Annotated in this window: 17 protein-coding genes; 8 read left to right on the top strand and 9 right to left on the bottom strand. The window is 62.2% G+C overall.

What is annotated here, in order from left to right; translation table 11 throughout:
* Positions 1–32: 32 nt before the first annotated feature.
* Together AAIE04_RS15105 and malX are read right to left on the bottom strand one after the other, a co-directional pair.
* A complete protein-coding gene (locus AAIE04_RS15105; protein WP_432525235.1) occupies positions 33–1,214 on the bottom strand; it encodes a MalY/PatB family protein in 1,182 nt (393 codons plus the stop codon).
* Complete coding sequence (gene malX, locus AAIE04_RS15100) at positions 1,207–2,826, bottom strand: maltose/glucose-specific PTS transporter subunit IIBC (RefSeq protein WP_498577258.1); 1,620 nt, start codon at positions 2,824–2,826, stop codon at positions 1,207–1,209. The genes AAIE04_RS15105 and malX overlap by 8 nt, the downstream gene beginning before the upstream one ends.
* Positions 2,827–3,049: 223 nt before the next feature.
* Between malX and AAIE04_RS15095 the strand changes: the two genes are divergently transcribed.
* The gene (locus AAIE04_RS15095) at positions 3,050–4,081 is read left to right on the top strand and encodes a Mal regulon transcriptional regulator MalI (protein ID WP_498577257.1); all 1,032 of its coding nucleotides are present in this window, start codon (positions 3,050–3,052) and stop codon (positions 4,079–4,081) included.
* Here the strand turns inward: AAIE04_RS15095 and AAIE04_RS15090 are convergent.
* Positions 4,078–4,959 carry a LysR substrate-binding domain-containing protein gene (locus tag AAIE04_RS15090; RefSeq protein WP_498577256.1) on the bottom strand — a complete coding sequence of 294 codons (882 nt, stop codon included), beginning with the start codon at positions 4,957–4,959 and terminating at the stop codon, positions 4,078–4,080. The genes AAIE04_RS15095 and AAIE04_RS15090 overlap by 4 nt on opposite strands.
* A gap of 205 nt (positions 4,960–5,164) precedes the next feature.
* Between AAIE04_RS15090 and blaSRT the strand changes: the two genes are divergently transcribed.
* Positions 5,165–6,301 (top strand): SRT/SST family class C beta-lactamase, encoded by a 1,137-nt coding sequence (gene blaSRT / locus AAIE04_RS15085; protein WP_498577255.1) that lies wholly within the window; start codon positions 5,165–5,167, stop codon positions 6,299–6,301.
* Positions 6,302–6,330: 29 nt separating this feature from the next.
* Here the strand turns inward: blaSRT and AAIE04_RS15080 are convergent, their stop codons facing one another.
* Positions 6,331–7,236, bottom strand: a complete 906-nt coding sequence (locus AAIE04_RS15080; protein ID WP_025159718.1) for a LysR family transcriptional regulator — start codon at positions 7,234–7,236, stop codon at positions 6,331–6,333.
* Positions 7,237–7,337: 101 nt separating this feature from the next.
* On the opposite strand from AAIE04_RS15080, the gene AAIE04_RS15075 reads away from it, so the two are divergent.
* On the top strand, positions 7,338–8,489 hold the full coding sequence (locus AAIE04_RS15075) for a serine hydrolase domain-containing protein (protein WP_498577254.1): 1,152 nt from the start codon (positions 7,338–7,340) through the stop codon (positions 8,487–8,489).
* A 45-nt stretch (positions 8,490–8,534) separates the two neighbouring features.
* Here the strand turns inward: AAIE04_RS15075 and AAIE04_RS15070 are convergent, their stop codons facing one another.
* The 3 genes from AAIE04_RS15070 to AAIE04_RS15060 all read right to left on the bottom strand — a co-directional run bounded on the left by AAIE04_RS15070 (position 8,535) and on the right by AAIE04_RS15060 (position 11,691).
* The gene (locus AAIE04_RS15070; RefSeq protein WP_498577253.1) at positions 8,535–10,073 is read right to left on the bottom strand and encodes a YdgA family protein; all 1,539 of its coding nucleotides are present in this window, start codon (positions 10,071–10,073) and stop codon (positions 8,535–8,537) included.
* A gap of 141 nt (positions 10,074–10,214) precedes the next feature.
* Positions 10,215–11,393 (bottom strand): mannose-6-phosphate isomerase, encoded by a 1,179-nt coding sequence (gene manA, locus AAIE04_RS15065; protein WP_025159721.1) that lies wholly within the window; start codon positions 11,391–11,393, stop codon positions 10,215–10,217.
* Positions 11,394–11,463: 70 nt separating this feature from the next.
* Positions 11,464–11,691, bottom strand: coding sequence for a hypothetical protein (locus AAIE04_RS15060; RefSeq protein ID WP_498577252.1), 228 nt, complete (start codon positions 11,689–11,691; stop codon positions 11,464–11,466).
* A gap of 180 nt (positions 11,692–11,871) precedes the next feature.
* Here AAIE04_RS15060 and AAIE04_RS15055 point away from each other — a divergent pair, with 180 nt between their 5' ends.
* Both AAIE04_RS15055 and fumC read left to right on the top strand, forming a co-directional pair.
* Complete coding sequence (locus AAIE04_RS15055; protein WP_019455931.1) at positions 11,872–12,204, top strand: hypothetical protein; 333 nt, start codon at positions 11,872–11,874, stop codon at positions 12,202–12,204.
* 229 nt (positions 12,205–12,433) lie between these two features.
* Complete coding sequence (gene fumC / locus AAIE04_RS15050; RefSeq protein WP_063919390.1) at positions 12,434–13,831, top strand: class II fumarate hydratase; 1,398 nt, start codon at positions 12,434–12,436, stop codon at positions 13,829–13,831.
* Between the two features lie 48 nt (positions 13,832–13,879).
* Here fumC and AAIE04_RS15045 read toward each other — a convergent pair whose 3' ends face one another.
* A complete protein-coding gene (locus AAIE04_RS15045; RefSeq protein WP_211129422.1) occupies positions 13,880–14,545 on the bottom strand; it encodes a peroxiredoxin-like family protein in 666 nt (221 codons plus the stop codon).
* Between the two features lie 102 nt (positions 14,546–14,647).
* Here AAIE04_RS15045 and AAIE04_RS15040 point away from each other — a divergent pair, with 102 nt between their 5' ends.
* The 3 genes from AAIE04_RS15040 to AAIE04_RS15030 all read left to right on the top strand — a co-directional run bounded on the left by AAIE04_RS15040 (position 14,648) and on the right by AAIE04_RS15030 (position 16,688).
* Complete coding sequence (locus AAIE04_RS15040) at positions 14,648–15,538, top strand: LysR family transcriptional regulator (protein WP_498577251.1); 891 nt, start codon at positions 14,648–14,650, stop codon at positions 15,536–15,538.
* Position 15,539: 1 nt separating this feature from the next.
* Complete coding sequence (locus AAIE04_RS15035; RefSeq protein WP_019455927.1) at positions 15,540–16,229, top strand: helix-turn-helix transcriptional regulator; 690 nt, start codon at positions 15,540–15,542, stop codon at positions 16,227–16,229.
* 90 nt (positions 16,230–16,319) lie between these two features.
* Positions 16,320–16,688: a VOC family protein gene (locus tag AAIE04_RS15030; protein ID WP_025159723.1), complete on the top strand. Its 369-nt coding sequence runs from the start codon at positions 16,320–16,322 to the stop codon at positions 16,686–16,688.
* Here the strand turns inward: AAIE04_RS15030 and tus are convergent.
* Positions 16,678–17,616, bottom strand: a complete 939-nt coding sequence (gene tus, locus AAIE04_RS15025) for a DNA replication terminus site-binding protein (protein WP_025159724.1) — start codon at positions 17,614–17,616, stop codon at positions 16,678–16,680. The genes AAIE04_RS15030 and tus overlap by 11 nt on opposite strands.
* Positions 17,617–17,642: the final 26 nt, after the last annotated feature.

The raw sequence follows: 17,642 nt of genomic DNA, 5'->3' as shown, positions 1-17,642 counted from the left end.
CGCAGGGGCGGGCGCAGGCTCGCCCCCTCGCGTTATTTTTCGTTCAGGACAAACCTCAACCCGGCGATCAGCTTATCCATGCCGGCCTCCAGCTTGCCGCGCGGGCAGCCGGCGTTGAGGCGCAGGAACCCGCGGCCTTCCTCGCCGTAGGTGAAGCCCGGCATGATCGCCACCTTTTCACGCTCGATCAGCGCCTGCTGCAGCGCGCGATCGTCAATGGCCAGCGGCCGCAGATCGATCCAGGCCAGGTAGGTGGCCTGCGGCGGGCGCCAGCCCAGCGCGGGAAAAGCCTCCGCCAGCCGTTCGGCGACGTAGGTCAGATTATCCTGCAGATAGTCGCGCAGCGCATCCAGCCAGGGTTCGCCGTGACGATAGGCGGCCACGTGCGCCGCCACCGCCAGCACCGCCGGCGAGGAGAGGCCGTCGCGGGATTTGAGCTGCTGGAAGTAGGCTTCGCGGCTGGCGTCGTCGCTGATAAAACCGTAGGCGCCGGTCAGCGCCGGAATATTGAAACTCTTGGAGCCGGAGGTCAGCAATGCCCAGGCGCCGGTCGCCACCTGGCTCCACGGCGTATGGCGGTGTTTGCCCCATACCATGTCCATGTGGATCTCATCGCTGATCACCCTCACGTCGTGGCGCTCGCACAGTTCGGCCATCTGCTGCAGCTCTTCGCGGCGCCATACCTTGCCGGTGGGGTTGTGCGGGCTGCACAGCAGCAGGATCTTGGTTTGCGGCCGCGCCAGCAACGCCTCAAGGTGCGCCATGTCGCAGCGCCAGTCGTCGCCGGCTTTTTGCAGCGGACAGGCCAGCAGCTGGCGCTGGTTGGCGAGGATCACCTTGTAGAAGGCGTCGTAGGCCGGGGTATGGGTCACCACGTAGTCGCCCGGCACGGACCATTGGCGGATCAGCTGCGCCGCCATGTAGATAACGGAAGGGCCGTACACCGCCGTTGCGGTGTCGACAGCGGTGTTGAAACGTTGCTGATACCAGTGGCGCAGCGCGCCGAGAAAATCCTCGTGCTGCCAGCGGCTGTAGCCCAGCACGCCGTGCTGCAGGCGCTGCTGCAGCGCCTCGAGAATGCACGGCGCGGTGGCGAAGTCCATATCGGAGATGGTGAACGGCAGCAGATCGGCGCTGCCGAAACGATCGGCGATGTAGTCCCACTGGGTGCACCAGGTGCCGTGGCGGTCGATCGGGGTGGAGAAATCAAACATGGGTGGCTCCCTGCAGCGCCGCGGCAGGTTGCGCCGTGGCTACCAGTGAGTCTAATTCATCCTTCACCGATTGCACCTGCGGGCCGATCACCACCTGCAGATTATGTTCGTTGAGATGCACCACGCCGATGGCGCGGTTGGCCTTCAGCGCGCCATCGTCCACGCGGCTCATGTCATTGACCGACAGGCGCAGGCGGGTGATGCAGTTGTCCAGCGTGATGATGTTATCCGGGCCGCCGAGCGCCGCCAAAATCGCCGGCGCATTGTAGCCGGATTTGCCCACTGCTCCGCTCGGCGCGCTTTGGCTGGCGGCGCTGTCGCTCTCGCGGCCCGGCGTTTTGATGTTAAAGCGCTGGATGGCGAAGCGGAAAATGGCGTAATAGCCGACGAACCAGACGGCGGCCACCACCGGCACCAGATACCACTTGGTGGCGGTGCCGTGCAGAATGCCGAACACCACGAAATCGATGATGTTGCCGTCGGTGTTGCCGATGGTCACACCCAGCAGCGCCATCACGGTAAAGCCCAACCCGGTGAGCAGCGCGTGGATCAGATAGAGGAACGGCGCGACGAACAGGAACAGGAACTCGATCGGTTCGGTGGTGCCGCCGACCACGCAGGCTACCACGCCGGAGATCAACAGCCCTTTGATTTTATGGCGGTTCTCCGGTTTGGCACAGTGGTACATTGCCAGCGCCGCGCCCGGCAGGCCACCGAGGAACGCCGGCATTTTGCCCTGCGACAGGAAGCGGGTGGCGCTTTCGGCAAAGCCGGTGGTGGTCGGGCAGGAGAGCTGGGCCTGGAAGATGGTCAGGGCGCCGCTGACGCTGTGGCCGCAAACGTCCAGCGTGCCGCCCGCTTCGGTAAAGCGGATCAGCGCCACCAGAATGTGATGCAGGCCGAACGGCAGCAGCAGGCGTTCGCCGGTGCCGAAAATCATCGGCCCGAAGATGCCGGCGCCGTTGATGACGCGGCCCAGGCCGTTAATGCCGGCGGCGAACCACGGCCAGATCAGCGGGATCACCAGGCCGCATAGGCCCAGCACCACGGTGGTCACGATCGGCACGAAGCGGGTGCCGCCGAAGAACGCCAGCGCGTCCGGCAGGCGGATGGTGTGGAAACGCTCATGCAGCAGATACACGATGATACCGACGATCACCGCGCCAAGGATGCCGGTGTCGATCGACTGAATGCCGAGAATGTTCTGGATGTTGTTGGCCTTCAGCACCAGCGGATCGCTGCTGGGCAGCACGCCGGCGGCGGTCAGATAGAAGTTGGTGGCCAGATTCAGCACGGCGAAGCCGACGAAGCCGGAGAACGCGGCCACGCCCTTGTTCTCGCGCGCCATGCCCAGCGGAATGGCGATGGCGAACATCACCGGCAGGAAGCTGAAGGCGAAGGAGCCTATCTTGCTCATCCAGGTGAAGATCAGCTGGAAGATCGGATGGCCGATAAACGGCATCAGGGTGATCACATCGCGGCTGCTCAGCGAGCTGCCGATCCCCAGCATGATGCCGCAGAAAGAGAGCAAGGCGACGGGCAACATGAACGTTTTGCCCAGGCTCTGGAAGAACTCCCAGAGGGTGATTTTTGGTTTGTTGGCTGCTGACATAACCGACTTCTCCTGGCGAAAAGACGAGCAAAAAGGGGACTGCTGATTAGGTAAAAAGAAGATAAAACGTTTTACCTAGCAAAAATGCGCCGTTAATCACAAATTTGCCGCCCGCTTTTTGGCGACAATGCGGCGGTCAGTAAAACGTTTTACTGAGTTAACGGATTCGGTATACCCTTGATCATCACGGCGCGGGTTGCCCAGGAACGGGTTCGCAGAGACTATGAGCATTAAAAAGATCACCATTACCGATGTGGCGCAACAGGCGGGCGTTTCGGTCACCACGGTTTCCCTGGTGTTGAGCGGCAAGGGGCGGATTTCGCCCACCACCGTCGAGAAGGTCAATCAGGCGATAGCGCAGCTGGGCTATGTACGCAACCGCCAGGCGGCGACGCTGCGCGGCGGCGAGTCCGGGGTGATCGGCCTGATTCTGCGCGATATCTGCGAACCCTTCTATGCCGAAATGACCGCCGGGCTGAGCGAAACGCTGGAGGCGCACGACAAACTGCTGTTTTTGACGCAGAGCGGGCGGGAAGGTCAGGGGCTGCAGCGGGCGTTTGACGCGCTGCTGGCGCAGGGCGTCGACGGCATCGTGCTGGCGGGCGGCATTCGCGCGGCGGCGGGGCTGAAGGAAAAGGCGGCCGAGCAGGGCGTGCCGCTGGTCTGCGTAGCGCGCTCCAGCGGTCTCGAGGGGGTGGACGTGGTACGGCCGGACAATATGCAGGCCGCCAAGCTGGCCTCCGAGTTTTTGATCGCCCGCGGTCACAGCCAAATCGCTTACCTCGGCGGCCAGAGCGACTCGTTGACGCGCGCCGAACGGCTGGGCGGATTCTGTGCCACGCTGTTGCAGTATGGCCTGCCGTTTCGCAGCGAATGGATCGTCGAGTGCGATTGCCGACAGAGCCAGGCGGCGGAGGCGGCGGAGCAGCTGCTGCGCCACTACCCGAATATCACCGCTATCGTCTGCCACAAGGCGTCGGTGGCGCTGGGCGCCTACTTTGGCCTGACGCGCAGCGGCCGCAGCATCGGTTCGGACGGGGTCGACGCCTACTACGGGCGACAGGTGGCGCTGATTGGCTTTGGCGACGTGCCGGAGGCCGAACTGACCGAGCCGCCGCTGACCTTTGTTTCCAGCTCGGCGCGGGAAGTGGGGCGCAGCGCCGCTGCGCGCCTGTTGCAGCGCATCCATGACGCCGATCTGCCGACGCAGAACGTCATCCTGCCACCGGCGCTGATCCGGCGCGGCTCCGCTTAGTCGCACCGCTGCTCCTCTTCCGCCTCCCGGCCGATCCAGCCGATAAAGGCTTTCATCGCCGGTGTCAAATCCCGCGATTTCAAATGGGTCAGCCAATAGGCGCCGAGCGCGGCCTCGGCGGCGAACGGCCGCTGCAGCGCGCCGGTGGCCAGTTCGCGGCGGAACATGCTGACCGGCGCCAGCGCCACGCCGTCGCACTGGATCGCGCCTTCCACCATCAGCCTTGAGGAATCGAACACCGGGCCGTTGATCCGCCACGGCGTCACCTGAGCCGCGCTGAACCAGCGCTCCCATTCATCCTTGCGGTAAGTGCGCATCAGCTGCTCGTGCTGCAGGTCCTGCGGCGCGTGCAGGCGCGCGGCAACCGCCGGCGGGCAGAGCACCGTCAGCGGCGCGTCGAACAGTTTGATATTGCGGGTGGCGGGCCACAGGCCTTCGCCGAAGCGGATGGCGAAATCCATGCCGTCCGCCGACAGATTGACCAGGTTGTTGTGGGTCAACACCCGCAGATCGATAAACGGATGGGCGGTGCGGAACGCCGCCAGCCGTGGCATCAGCCAGCCGACGGCGAAGGTGCCGACCACCGCCACCGTCAGCACCTCGTGGAAATGCCCGCCTTCGAACTGCTGCAGCACCGCCTCGATACGGTCGAAGGCGTCGTTCAACACCGGCAGCAGCGCCTGGCCTTCTTCCGTCAGATCCAGCCCGCGCGGCAGGCGGCGGAACAGCTGAATGCCCAGCTGTTCTTCCAGCATGCGCACCTGCTGGCTGACGGCGGCCTGGGTCACCCTCAGCTCCAGACCGGCGCGGGTGAAGTTCAGGTGGCGAGCGGAAGATTCGAACGCCCGCAGGGCGTTGAGGGGAAGTCGATTGCGCATGATTGATAGCCATAAGTTTTTCTTTATGCTGGCTGAAATTATTATCGCTTGTCAACCCGGCGGCAAAATCCGATATTTGGCGCCACTGCTGCGAAAGTGGCGGAGTCCGTAAAGGAATGACATCATCAATCAGGGAAAACGCCGTGTTCAACGCCAACAAAAACTTTTGGCCGCGCCGATGCCCTGCAACCGAAGAGTTTCTATCATGACGAAAATGAATCGCCTGGCGGCCGCGCTGATCGCCGCATTGATCCTGCCGACCGCGCATGCCGCACAGCAGCAGGATATCGACGCCGTAATTCAGCCGCTGATGAAAAAGTACGGCGTGCCGGGCATGGCGATCGCCGTGTCGGTCGACGGCAAACAGCAGATCTACCCGTATGGCGTGGCCTCGAAGCAGACCGGCAAACCGATCACCGAGCAGACGCTGTTCGAAGTGGGCTCGCTGAGCAAAACCTTCACTGCGACGCTGGCGGTCTATGCGCAGCAGCAGGGCAAGCTGTCGTTCAGCGATCCGGCCAGCCGCTATCTGCCTGAACTGCGCGGCAGCGCCTTCGATGGCGTCAGCCTGCTGAATCTGGCGACCCATACCTCCGGTTTGCCGCTGTTCGTGCCGGACGACGTCACCGACAATACGCAATTGATGGCCTACTATCGCGCCTGGCAGCCGAAACACCCGGTCGGCAGCTACCGCGTCTACTCCAACCTCGGCATCGGCATGCTGGGCATGATCGCCGCCAAGAGCCTCGGCCAGCCGTTTATCCAGGCGATGGAGCAGGGGATGTTGCCGGCGCTGGGCATGAGCCACACCTATATTCAGGTGCCGGCGGCGCAGATGGCCAACTATGCGCAAGGATATAACAAGGACGACAAACCGGTGCGGGTCAATCCCGGCCCGCTGGATGCCGAGTCTTACGGCATCAAATCCAACGCCCGCGATCTGATTCGTTACCTGGACGCCAACCTGCAGCAGGTGAAAGTCGCACAGCCGTGGCGCGAAGCGCTGGCCGGCACGCACGTCGGTTATTACAAGGCGGGCGCGTTCACGCAAGATCTGATGTGGGAGAACTACCCGTATCCGGTAAAACTGCCGCGACTGATCGAAGGCAACAACGCCGGGATGATCATGAACGGCACGCCGGCCACCGTCCTCACGCCGCCGCAGCCGGAATTGCGCGCCGGCTGGTATAACAAAACCGGTTCCACTGGCGGTTTCTCCGCCTACGCGGTGTTTATCCCGGCGAAAAATATCGCCGTGGTGATGCTGGCCAACAAGTGGTTCCCGAACGACGATCGCGTCGAGGCGGCTTACCGCATCATCCAGGCGCTGGATAAGCGCTGACGGACAGGGGCGCCGACGGGGCGCCCCTATTACCGATGCTGCCGTTCACGCCGCTCGCGCATGAAATCGATAAAGGCGCGCAGCTTGAGCGGCAAATGCCGGCCGGCGGGAAAGTAGATGAAAAATCCCGACGTCTCGCTGGCGCAGTCCGGCAACACTTCCACCAGATCGCCCTGCGCCAGTTCTTTCAGCACCGTGCCCTGAAAACGCTGTGCAATCCCCAGTCCCGCCAACGCGGCATCCTTGATCAGCCTATCTTCGTTAAAAATCAAACTGCCGCTGACGTCCAGCGCGCGTTCATCGCCATGTTGACTGAAATACCAGGGTTCCAGTTTGCCGCTGCCGGGAAAACGGTAGCGCAGGCAATGGTGCGCGAGCAGCTCATCCGGCGTGGCCGGTGCGCCGCAGCGCGCCAGATAGTCGGGTGAGGCGACCAGCACCCGGCGTTGCCCGTTGTCGATCGGCACGGCGACCATGTCCTTTTGCAGCATGGCGTGCATGCGAATGCCAGCATCGAAACTGCCCAGCACCAGATCGGAAAAGCGGTCTTCGGTAAACAGTTCCAGCTGCACCTCGGGATAGCGGCGCTGAAACGCCGCCAGGTGCGGCATTACCAGCAGCGAAGCGGCCAACTGCGGCAGCGTAATGCGCAGCAGGCCCGCCGGCTGTGCGCCCAGGGTACGCACGTCGTCCGCCGCCGCGTCGATCTGGTTCATCGCCGGCGACACTTTCTGATAGAACAACCGGCCCTCGTCGCTCAGCCGCACCGAGCGGCTGGTGCGGTGGAAGAGTCGCACCCCCAGCTGATTTTCCAGCGCCTGTATATTTTGCGACACCGCCGGCGGCGTGACGCCCAGCTGGTTAGCCGCGCGGGTAAAGTTGCCCAGGCGCGCGACGGCTTCGAAATAGGGCAACAGTTGCAAAAGTGAACTCATAGATTGCTAACCTGTGCTTAATGATCCATTAAATTATGCCGTATTTTAATTTATGAATAACGTTCTAGACTGAATGTACTTTTTATCAAAGAGCAAAAAACATGTTGGCGAAACAACAGACGTTAACAGAACGGCTCGCGGCTATCGATCGGCAGGCGATCGCCGAAGGCCGCATCGTGGGCAGCGTGGTGCTGGTGGCGCGGCAGGGCGAGATTTGCTACGCCGGGGCGGCCGGCTATGCCGATCGCGAGGCGCGGCGGCCGATGCGGCGGGAAACGCAGTTTCGGCTGTCGTCGGTGTCCAAACCCTATACCGCGCTGGCGGCGCTGCGTTTGATCGAACAGGGTAAGCTGGCGCTGGACGATGCGGTCAGCGATTGGCTGCCGTGGTTTACCCCGGCGCTGGCCGACGGCCGTCGCCCGGCGATCAAAATTCGTCATTTGCTGAGCCATACCGCCGGGCTGGATTATCGGCTGAATCAGCCGCCGACAGGCGTATATCACCAGATGGGGATCCAGGACGGCGTGGAGCGCTCGACGCTGACGCTGGAGCAAAACCTGCGGCGGCTGGCGCAGGCGCCGTTGCTGTCGGAACCGGGAGAGCGCTTCAACTATTCGCTGGCGATCGACGTGCTGGGGGCGGTGCTTGAACGGGTGACGAGCATGTCGCTGCCGCAGCTGTTTGTCGAATGGGTCGCGCGGCCGCTGGCGCTCGGCAATACCGCGTTCCATGCCACCGACGCCGCGAACCTGGCGACGCCGTATTACAATACGCCGCAGGGGCCGCAGCGCATGTCGGAAGGCGTGCGGGTGGCGCTGCCGGAGGACATGGGCGCCGATGTCGAATTCTCGCCGGCGCGTGCGTTTGACGCCGAAGCGTTTCCTTCCGGCGGCGCCGGCATGGTTGGCGATGCCGACGACGTGCTGCGGCTGGTGGAGGCGCTGCGCAGCGGCGGGCAGGGCATTCTGCGGCCGGAGACGGTGGCTTTGCTGAATAGCCCGCACGTCGGCGCCGAGGCGCAAACGCAAGGGCCAGGTTGGGGGTGGGGATTCTGCGGGGCGCTGCTGGTGGATGCCGAGGCGGCAAATACGCCGCAGCATGCGGGCACCCAGGCCTGGGGCGGGGTTTATGGCCACAGCTGGTTCTTTGATCCCGAGGCGCAGCTGAGCGTGGTTGTCTTGACCAATACCGCGTTCGAAGGCATGTGCGGCCGCTATCCGCAGCAGATCCGAGATGCGGTTTATGCGGGGTAAATAAAAAGGGCCCCGCAGGGGGCCCTCGATCAGGCTTTCAGGCGATTACTGCGCCGGTGCCGGAACAGGCTGCGCATCCTGCGCCGGTTCGTCGTCTTCCGCCGGGGCGCCGCCGCCCAGCAGGCCGAACTGGCCGATGAACTCCTGCAGCGACATCTTGTTGCCGTTCAGGTCAACCTGATTGTCAGCATAGTGGAACTTGCTCGCGATCACGCCGTCTTTCTGGGTAGTCAGCTTGAACATCTGGCCCATCGCCGCCAGGCCCTGCACTTGCTGCTGCGCCAGCTTCTGCGCGTCTTCCTCGTTGTAACCCTGCAACAGCGCGGTCTTCGCGGTCACTTCGGTGGCCATCGCTTCCGGAATAGTCAGGCTGAGATCCAGTTTTTTCACCACGCGCGCGACCATCTGGTCCGGCGATTCGGCCGGAGAGCCGGCCTGGCTTGGATCGGTCAGCGCCAGATCCAGCGTGAAGGTGCTTTCACCCTTGCCGTTTTTCCAGCTCAGCGGGGCGATGCTGAGGCTTGGGTTGCCTTTCAGCAGCAGCGGCAGGTTCTTTTGCAGCATCTCGGTGGTCTGCTGTTCGTAGATCTCCGGATCCAGATTTTCACCCTGCTGCAGCAGCGCCATGGTCTGGCGGTTGTAGCTATCGGAGAAATCTTTCAGCGCTTTGCCGTCGACGTTGTCGATTTTCAGCGTCAGTTTACCGGCGCCGAAGTCGTTGCCCTGCACCTTGAGCGCGTCCATGGTGTAGTCGATCTGGCCGCCGATATTGCTGCTGCCTTGCTCGCCGAACTTGCTCACCAGGTTGAAGCCGTCCAGGGTCACGGCGTCTTTGCCGTCAATCGCCAACTTGAACTGCTTCAGCGTCATCGTCTGATCGCCGAGTTTAACGCCGAACTTGCTCTCGTCGCTGTTGCCTTTCAGCTTGAAGCCCTGGAAGGTGATCTGCTCGGTTTGGCCGAAAGCGTTCGGGCTGCTCACGGTGATGTTGTCGCTGTTGGCGTCGAGCGCGAGGTTCTTCAGATCGCTGGACACGTCGGCGTTGAGGGTGGCGCCGCTGAATTTCAGCGAGGATTTATCCTTCTGGTATTCCAGCGGGATGATGTCGATGGCGGACGCGGTGTCACCGTTGTACGAGATGCGCGAATCGGCGGTAAACAGCGATTTGCCTTTAGTGACCTCAAACAGGCCTTTCACCGCCGGGGTATTTTCCAGCTCGGTATGCACCGACGCCATGCTCGGCAGCAGGTTGAATTTTTTCAGCTGGGCGAAGGGGAACGGACCGTGATCGATGGTTTCCAGGAACGCCACTTCTTCACCGGCTTTCAGCGCCGCGTTCTCACTGGTATCCGTGCCGTCGGAACGCAGCACATAACGCACTTTGCTGCTGAACAGGCCGCGCTGGTAATTTTCATAGCTCAGCTTGACGCCGGCTTTCGGCAGGTAAGCTTTCAACTGGCCGTTGGCGTTGTCGACGACTTCGCCCATGTGTTGCTCGATCAGTTTCCCGGTGTACCAGGATGCCCCGGTCCATGCTGCGCCAAGAACCACAATGACGCTGACAGCGACTAACGATTTTTTCATAGCTCTGTTTCATCCTTTTTTCTTATAACCCTCCGTTGCGAGGGAGGGGGCAAATACGGGCCGACAATAAACGCCCGCAGGCGTTTAATTGTGGGGGCAGCTCTCGCTTTCAGCAAGCAATTTGCTGAAATTTATCAACGGTTAGGCCAGCTGGTTATAAACCCGGGCGATGCGGCCGCTGCCGCTGACGTTGACCGGGGATTCGAAGGCGCCGATAAAGCAGGATTCGCCCGGTTGGAGCGCCAGGCGCTGCCCCGATTTTTCCAGCGTCGCTTCACCGCTGACGCAGAACACGATGGCCGCGCTCTGTTGCGTCAGCGTCTGTGGAGCGGCGGTCAAATCGTGCAGCGAGAAGGCGAAATCCTCCACCGGGATCGGGAAGAACAGCTCATTGCCGCGTTGTTCCGGTTGGGTCAGCAGGCCGGACGCCGGTTGCGGGCGGAACTGCAGGTTGGCCAGCAGCTCAGGCACGTCGATAAATTTCGGCGTCAGGCCGGCGCGCAGCACGTTATCCGAGTTGGCCATCACCTCCAGCGCCACGCCTTTCAGGTAGGCGTGCGGCGTTTCGGCATACAGGAACATCGCCTCGCCCGGTGCGAGCTGCACCACGTTCAGCAGCAGCGGCGAGAACAGGCCGCTGTCGTCCGGGTAAAAGCCGGCGATAAAGCGCACGGTATTCCAGGGTTCACCCTGCTGGTTGTTGAGCGCGGCTTTCAGCACGCCGAGCGCCAGCGATTTTTGCTCGCCGCTCATCGTCAACAGACTGGCGAACAGGGTCGACAGGTGCGCGGTGTCCGGCTGTTGCAGGAAGGCGGCGATGTCGTGGTGCGCGCCGGCGATCGGCTGCAGCAGGGAAACGATATCGGCCAGCTCGCGAAAGCCGTTCATCGCCAGGAACGGCGTCAGGGCGAAGACCAGCTCGGGCTTGTGATTAGGATCTTTGTAGTTGCGTTCGGCGGCGCTCAGCGGGATGCCGGCGGCGTTCTCTTTCGCGAAGCCGATCTCGGCCGCCGCTTTGCTCGGATGGACCTGGATCGACAGCGGTTGATCGGCGCACAGCACTTTAAACAGGAACGGCAACTCGCCAAAGCGGCTGGCGACGTCGGCACCCAGCTGCTTTGGCTGGTCTTCATCGATAAGAAAGCGCAGCGACCGCAGCTCGCCGTCGGCGCCCGGCACGCGGGAAGGGCTCTTGGGATGCGCGCCCATCCACAGTTCGGCCATCGGCTGGTTATCGGGATTGGCGATGCCGTAAAGGCGAGTCAGCGCATCGTGGCTGCCCCAGGCGTAATTCTGTACCGCGTTGGTCATTTTTTGCATGTCGATAAACGTCCTTTGCGTCATTGCCGTACTGACGGCCAATAACTTACTGATTTTTTGTATGATTATCTCAATCTTTGCCGACGACCATCATACGCCCGCGTCGACGGTAAAAATCATGGGCGCGATCAAAATAACGCCGGATAACGTCGCGCCCGGCAATGCGGCCAAAGTATAGCGTGATAACGATCGGCGTCTCAAATGGCGCGCCGGCCTCAAGGCGGCCCGGTAAACCCGTTAATCGATTATTTTTGGGGGCGGCGGGGTTATTGCCGACGGCTCGGACAACCTGCCGCATTATTTAATTTTCAGCATGTCAAAATATGTCGACCGAATTTATTTTTTACCGTCTGAGCCATTCCCTTATTATTATTTTCGCGCTGCGCCGAGCGATCACACGCCGAGCTTAAACCTGAATGACAGACCTCGTTACCGTAACCGTTAACGAGTCAATTTAATGAAACAAGAGGTCTGTCGCATGAAAAAACTGTTGTTGCTATTGGGGCTTTGCACCGGCGCAGCCCAGGCCGCGGTGATCGTCACCTATCCCTACGCCGCCCCGCGCGCCGTGGTGATAACGCCGGCGCCGATCGTTGTTGCGCCCGCACCGGCAGCGGTTCCCGTCGCGATCGCGCCCGCCCCGCATCCGTTGGCGCTCACCGCCGGCGCGGTGGCGGCCGGGGCGTATCGCCATAATGAGCGGCAAGACGCCTACGATGAGATCAATCATCTGCAGCAGCAGCGTATCGATGAGCTCAACCATTTGCAGGCGCAGCGCATCAATAACGTTAATTCACGGCATCCGCGTTAGTTCTTATCTGCGTGTCTATTATCCAGGCGCATTCTTCAACGTTATTTTTGCACGGGTTAACCGATGGCAAATAACCGCGTCATCAATGGGTCAAAGAGATGAAACGTGCTGTGAGATAACTCTCTTAATGCGAATAGTTATTATGTCACTATACTGGGAGTGCATGCCGACGGGGGGTAGCGCGTCGGCCTGACCCTACAATTTTAGGAATTATGCTAAGGAGACAATGATGGCAGGCGTTCGTATCGAAAAAGACTCCATGGGCCCCATCGAAGTACCGGCCGACAAGCTGTGGGGCGCGCAGACCCAGCGCTCGTTGGCGCATTTCCGCATTTCCACCGAAAAGATGCCGACCGCGCTGATCCATGCGCTGGCGTTGACCAAGCGTGCCGCTGCGCAGGTGAACGTGGATCTCGGGCTGCTGCCGGCCGAGCGGGGCGCCGCCATCATCAAAGCCGCCGACGAAGTGCTGGCGGGCAGCCATGCCGACCAGTTCCCGCTCTCGATCTGGCAAACCGGCTCCGGCACCCAGACCAACATGAACATGAACGAAGTGTTGGCCAACCGCGCCAGCGAGCTGCTGGGCGGCGTGCGCGGTGAAGAGCGCAAGGTGCACCCGAACGACGACGTCAATAAAAGCCAAAGCTCCAACGACGTGTTTCCCACCGCGATGCACGTGGCGGCGGTGATTGCGCTGCGCGAGCACCTGATCCCCGAGCTGAAAGTGTTGCACAAGACGCTGAGCGACAAGGCCGAAGCCTACCGCGACATCGTCAAAATCGGCCGCACCCATCTGCAGGACGCCACGCCGCTGACCCTGGGCCAGGAGATCTCCGGCTGGGCGGCGATGCTGGCGCACAGCCTGAAACACATCGAAGACAGTATCCCGCACCTCGCCGAGCTGGCGCTGGGCGGCACGGCGGTCGGCACCGGTCTGAACACCCATCCGGAGTACGCGGTGCGCGTCGCTAAAGCGCTGGCGGCATTGACCCATCAGCCGTTCGTCACCGCCCCGAACAAGTTCGAAGCGCTGGCGACCTGCGATGCGCTGGTGCAGGGCCATGGCGCGCTGAAAGGGTTGGCGGCCTCGCTGATGAAGATCGCTAACGATGTGCGCTGGCTGGCGTCCGGCCCGCGCTGCGGCATCGGCGAGATCGCGATCCCGGAGAACGAACCGGGCAGTTCGATCATGCCGGGCAAGGTCAATCCGACCCAGTGCGAAGCGATGACCATGCTGTGTGCCCAGGTGCTGGGCAACGATGTGGCGGTGAACATCGGCGGCGCTTCCGGCAACTTCGAGCTGAACGTATTTCGCCCGATGGTGATCCACAACTATCTGCAGTCGATCCGTCTGCTGGCCGACGGCATGCAGGGCTTCAACGAGCACTGCGCGGTAGGCATCGAACCGAATCGCGATCGCATCACCCAGTTGCTGAATGAATCGCTGATGTTGGTGACCGCGCTCAACACCCATATCGGCTATGACAAGGCGGCGGAAATCGCCAAGAAAGCGCACAAGGAAGGGCTGACGCTGAAAGCCGCGGCGCTGAAGCTCGGCTATCTGACCGAAGCGCAGTTCGACGAGTGGGTGCGGCCGGAGGCGATGGTCGGCAGCATGCAGAAGTAATCGCGTTCGCCGTCATCTCTTAACGGGGCGCGTTTGCGCCCCGTCTTTTCAAGCCAATCTCTCCAGCACCGATAACAGCGCCTGCGGCTCCGGTCGCCGGGTGTAGTCGGCGTGCGCTTCGGCATAGGCGATACGGCCATCGCGGGCGATGACGAATCGCGCCGGCAGCGGCAGCGTCCAGTCGTCATTCTGATTGAACTGCGCCAGATCGAGGCCGAGCCGTTGTTGATACAGGGTAATCAAGGCCTCCGGCAGGCGGTAACGCAGGCCGAATTGGGCCGCCAGACGGTTGCCGGCATCGCTGAGCAGCGGAAAGGTCAGATCGTGATCGCGCGCGGCCTGGCGGTTATGCATCGCGCTTTGCGGCGAAACGGCCAACAGCTGCGCGCCGCGTTGCTCTATGGCGGGCAATGCGGCCTGCAACGCCTGCAGATCGAGCGTGCAGTAGGGGCACCAGATCCCGCGATAAAAACTGACGACCAGCGGCCCGTTCGCCAACAGCGCTGCGGAAGCGCATGGCCGGTTTTCGCTGTCCGGCAGGGTAAAGCCGGGCGCGACGTCGCCGACGCTCAGTGCGCGTTCGGCGATGCCTGACGCGATCTGCGCCTGTATCGCCTCACGCATCAGCGCGTGATCTTGCGCAGCGAGTTTGAGCGGCAGTTGGCCGGCTTCGAATGCCGCTTTGAAGGCATCGAGTTTGTCTTGCAGTGTCATGCGTTCTCCTGACGGGAATGAGGGGTTGCGCTTATCTTGCCCATTCCGGAATGGCGCGTGTAGACTGCCAGAGGTGTTAACCGTTATTCCATGAGGGAATGCATGGGCAAATTTGCCGATTACGAAACCTATGCCTGCGTTTACGAGAGCGGTTCCTTTACCGCGGCAGCGCGGCGGCTGCACGTAGGGCAACCGGCGGTCTCGAAGGCGGTGGCGCGCCTGGAACAGCAGCTCGGCACACGCCTGATGCTGCGTTCGACCCACGGCCTGCAGCCGACGGATGCGGGGCAGCAGCTGTATCAACGCACTCGGCGCATTCTGAACGAGCTGGCGGAGACCGAAGCGCTGGTGCAAAACGCCGGCGAGACGCTGAGCGGGCGGCTGCGGGTCGCTTCGGCGGCGGTGTTCGCCCGCATCGTGCCCTTGCCCGACCTGACGGCGTTTATGCGCGCCAATCCGCGTTTGAGCGTCGATCTGTTGCTGGATGACGGCAACCTGTCGCTGATTGAAGAGGGCATCGATATTGCTCTTTGCGTCGGCGAGCTGGAGGATTCCGGCTTTACCGCGCGCAAGCTGGGTGAGGTAAAGCAATGCGTGATCGGCACGCCCGATTATTTTGCCGCCGCCGGCATGCCGCAGCGGCCGGAGGATCTGTTGCGGCACGAGATGGTGATTTACCATCGCCAGGGCGGCGGCGAGCAGTGGCGTTTCAGCCGTGAAGGGGAACAGCGCATGCTGCGGTTGCCGGGGCGCATGCGGGTCAACGCGGCGGAGTGCGTGCGCGAGCTGGTGCTGGCGGGCTTCGGCACTACCGTCGCCAGCGAAGGCCTGTTTCGCAGCGAACTGCAAAGCGGGGCGGCGATCGCGGCATTAGCAGATTGGCAACTGCCGCCGCTGGCGCTGTGGGCGGTGTTCCCCGGCGGCCATTTCGTCTCGGCCAAGGCGCGGGCCTTTGCCGATTTTGTCCAAACCTCGCTATGCAGGGAGCCGTGATATGTCGCGCGCGCAACGTTTACTCGATCTGATGCAGCTGCTGCGCAGCCACCGTTATCCGGTGGCGGGCCATGCGTTGGCGCAGGCGCTGGGCATCAGCATGCGCACGCTGTATCGCGATATCGCTACGCTGCAGCAACAGGGGGCGGAGATCGTCGGCGAGGCCGGCGTCGGCTATGTGCTGCGCCCCGGCTTTATGCTACCGCCGCTGATGTTTTCGCAGGCGGAGATAGAAGCGCTGGTGTTGGGCATGCGCTGGGTCAGGCGCCGCGGTGACAGCCAGCTGGCGGACGCCGCGGGCCAGGCGCTGGCCAAGATCGCCGATGTGCTGCCTTCGGCGCTGCGGGAAGAGTTGGAGGCCAACACGCTATTGATCGCGCCGGTTCAGGCGCCGCCGGTGGCGGATGAGATGCGGGTGCTGATCCGCGACACCATTCGCCGTGAGCGCAAGCTGCAGATCGACTATCTCGATCTGGCGGGGCAGCGCAGCGAACGCCTGCTGTGGCCCTTTGCACTGGGTTTTTTCGACCAGTTCCAGATGCTGGTCGCCTGGTGCGAGCTGCGTCAGGCCTTTCGCCATTTTCGCCTCGATCGCATTCAGGCCGCCACGCCGCTGGAACAGCGCTATCCGCGCGGCCGACGGCGGTTGCTGAAAGAGTGGCGTCTCAGCGAGGGCATTGCGGAACAATAGCGGCACACTGCTGCCATAAACTGTCAGTCGCACGCCTTAGTCTGTGCCTATCGGGAACCGACCGGTTCCCATCACTCAGAGGACAGACCGATGACCCTTCCCAGCATGACGATGCTTTACGTCGATAACCCACTCAACAGCGCCGCTTTTTATCAACGCCTGCTGGGGCAGGCGCCACAGGAGCTTTCCCCCGGCTTCGCCCTGTTCGTGCTCAACAACGGCTTCAAACTCGGAATGTGGGCCAGGCAAAAAGTGGAACCTGCCGCCACGTTGACCGGCGGCGGCGGTGAGCTGGGCTTTCTGTGCCAGGATGCGCAAGAGGTGGAGGCGCGCTATAACCAGTGGCGCGAACTTGGGTTGACTATCGAGCAAACGCCAACCGAGATGGAGTTCGGCTACACCTTTGTCGCGCGGGATCCGGACGGCCATCGCCTGCGGGTGTATACCCTCAGCGAGTAGCGTCGTCGGTATACAGGTGCAGGCGCGGCACCAGCAGCCGCAGCGGCCTGGCGTCGGGTTTGTAACGGTGTTTCACCGCCTCGGCGTCGTAGTTGAGCAGCTCGCCGATCTTCGGCACGGCGGCGCCGCTTTCAACCTGACACAGGGCGATCAGCGGCAGCGGGCAGGGGTGCTGCACCTGTTTCTGCTGCTGCTGATACCACACCCGGGCGATCGGCTGCACTTTTACTGGCCGCTTGATTTTCAGCGTAGCCTGCTGCGGCAGCCGGCTGACGTCGTCTATCTCACGGCTGACCAGGGCGGCCCACTGTTCGCGGCTGTGCGGCGGCACCGCGCGGCCGGCTTTCAGGCTTTTCTCCAGCTGCGCCAGAATGTCGTCCCGTTTGACGTTTTTGATGATGTGCTTGTTGGCCCAGCCGAAGCGCACGGAATCGGGATTGGTCAGGGCGGTGAGGGTGCGATAGGCGCTGAGGGTGATCAGCCCGTGCAAATGGGTGTGCACGAATTCGAAACGCTGCTCCGGCGCCAGGCCGGAATCGACGGTGATAATCTGCTCCAGCTCGCCCTTCAGGCGGTTGATCAGCGCCAGCTGCGTTTGCAGCGCCTGATATTCCGGTTGCTCCACCGCCAGACAGATAACGCCGGGCAGGCGCACGGCGGCCTTGCTGCTGACATTCTCCCGGTTGTGGTGAATGAACAGCCGCTGATAATGCTCCAGCGCCAGATCGCGCGCCGCTTGCCCCACATGCTGCTCGACCGCGATATGCGAAATAGCCTGATGCTCCTGGCCTTTTTCTACCTCCGGCAGGCTGAACACCCGCGCCGCCAGCAACCGCAGCGGGGCTATCTGCTGTTGCAACGCGCCGAGCGCCTGCTCCAGTTCGGCAAAGCAGGTGTTCATTCGGCCAATCACATCGTATCTGCTCATCGCGCGCTCCTATTTTAGTTACAACA

This window comes from Serratia sp. Ae19-1, from assembly GCF_059801225.1.
This window is presented reverse-complemented; position numbering and strand designations above follow the sequence as displayed.

Excerpts from the sequence above, each read along its gene's own strand:
- AAIE04_RS15105 (WP_432525235.1), bottom strand. The coding sequence starts at position 1,214 with ATGTTTGATTTCTCCACCCCGATCGACCGCCACGGCACCTGGTGCACC.
- malX (WP_498577258.1), bottom strand. The coding sequence starts at position 2,826 with ATGTCAGCAGCCAACAAACCAAAAATCACCCTCTGGGAGTTCTTCCAG.
- AAIE04_RS15095 (WP_498577257.1), top strand. The coding sequence starts at position 3,050 with ATGAGCATTAAAAAGATCACCATTACCGATGTGGCGCAACAGGCGGGC.
- AAIE04_RS15090 (WP_498577256.1), bottom strand. The coding sequence starts at position 4,959 with ATGCGCAATCGACTTCCCCTCAACGCCCTGCGGGCGTTCGAATCTTCC.
- blaSRT (WP_498577255.1), top strand. The coding sequence starts at position 5,165 with ATGACGAAAATGAATCGCCTGGCGGCCGCGCTGATCGCCGCATTGATC.
- AAIE04_RS15080 (WP_025159718.1), bottom strand. The coding sequence starts at position 7,236 with ATGAGTTCACTTTTGCAACTGTTGCCCTATTTCGAAGCCGTCGCGCGC.
- AAIE04_RS15075 (WP_498577254.1), top strand. The coding sequence starts at position 7,338 with ATGTTGGCGAAACAACAGACGTTAACAGAACGGCTCGCGGCTATCGAT.
- AAIE04_RS15070 (WP_498577253.1), bottom strand. The coding sequence starts at position 10,073 with ATGAAAAAATCGTTAGTCGCTGTCAGCGTCATTGTGGTTCTTGGCGCA.
- manA (WP_025159721.1), bottom strand. The coding sequence starts at position 11,393 with ATGCAAAAAATGACCAACGCGGTACAGAATTACGCCTGGGGCAGCCAC.
- AAIE04_RS15060 (WP_498577252.1), bottom strand. The coding sequence starts at position 11,691 with ATGCGGCAGGTTGTCCGAGCCGTCGGCAATAACCCCGCCGCCCCCAAA.
- AAIE04_RS15055 (WP_019455931.1), top strand. The coding sequence starts at position 11,872 with ATGAAAAAACTGTTGTTGCTATTGGGGCTTTGCACCGGCGCAGCCCAG.
- fumC (WP_063919390.1), top strand. The coding sequence starts at position 12,434 with ATGGCAGGCGTTCGTATCGAAAAAGACTCCATGGGCCCCATCGAAGTA.
- AAIE04_RS15045 (WP_211129422.1), bottom strand. The coding sequence starts at position 14,545 with ATGACACTGCAAGACAAACTCGATGCCTTCAAAGCGGCATTCGAAGCC.
- AAIE04_RS15040 (WP_498577251.1), top strand. The coding sequence starts at position 14,648 with ATGGGCAAATTTGCCGATTACGAAACCTATGCCTGCGTTTACGAGAGC.
- AAIE04_RS15035 (WP_019455927.1), top strand. The coding sequence starts at position 15,540 with ATGTCGCGCGCGCAACGTTTACTCGATCTGATGCAGCTGCTGCGCAGC.
- AAIE04_RS15030 (WP_025159723.1), top strand. The coding sequence starts at position 16,320 with ATGACCCTTCCCAGCATGACGATGCTTTACGTCGATAACCCACTCAAC.
- tus (WP_025159724.1), bottom strand. The coding sequence starts at position 17,616 with ATGAGCAGATACGATGTGATTGGCCGAATGAACACCTGCTTTGCCGAA.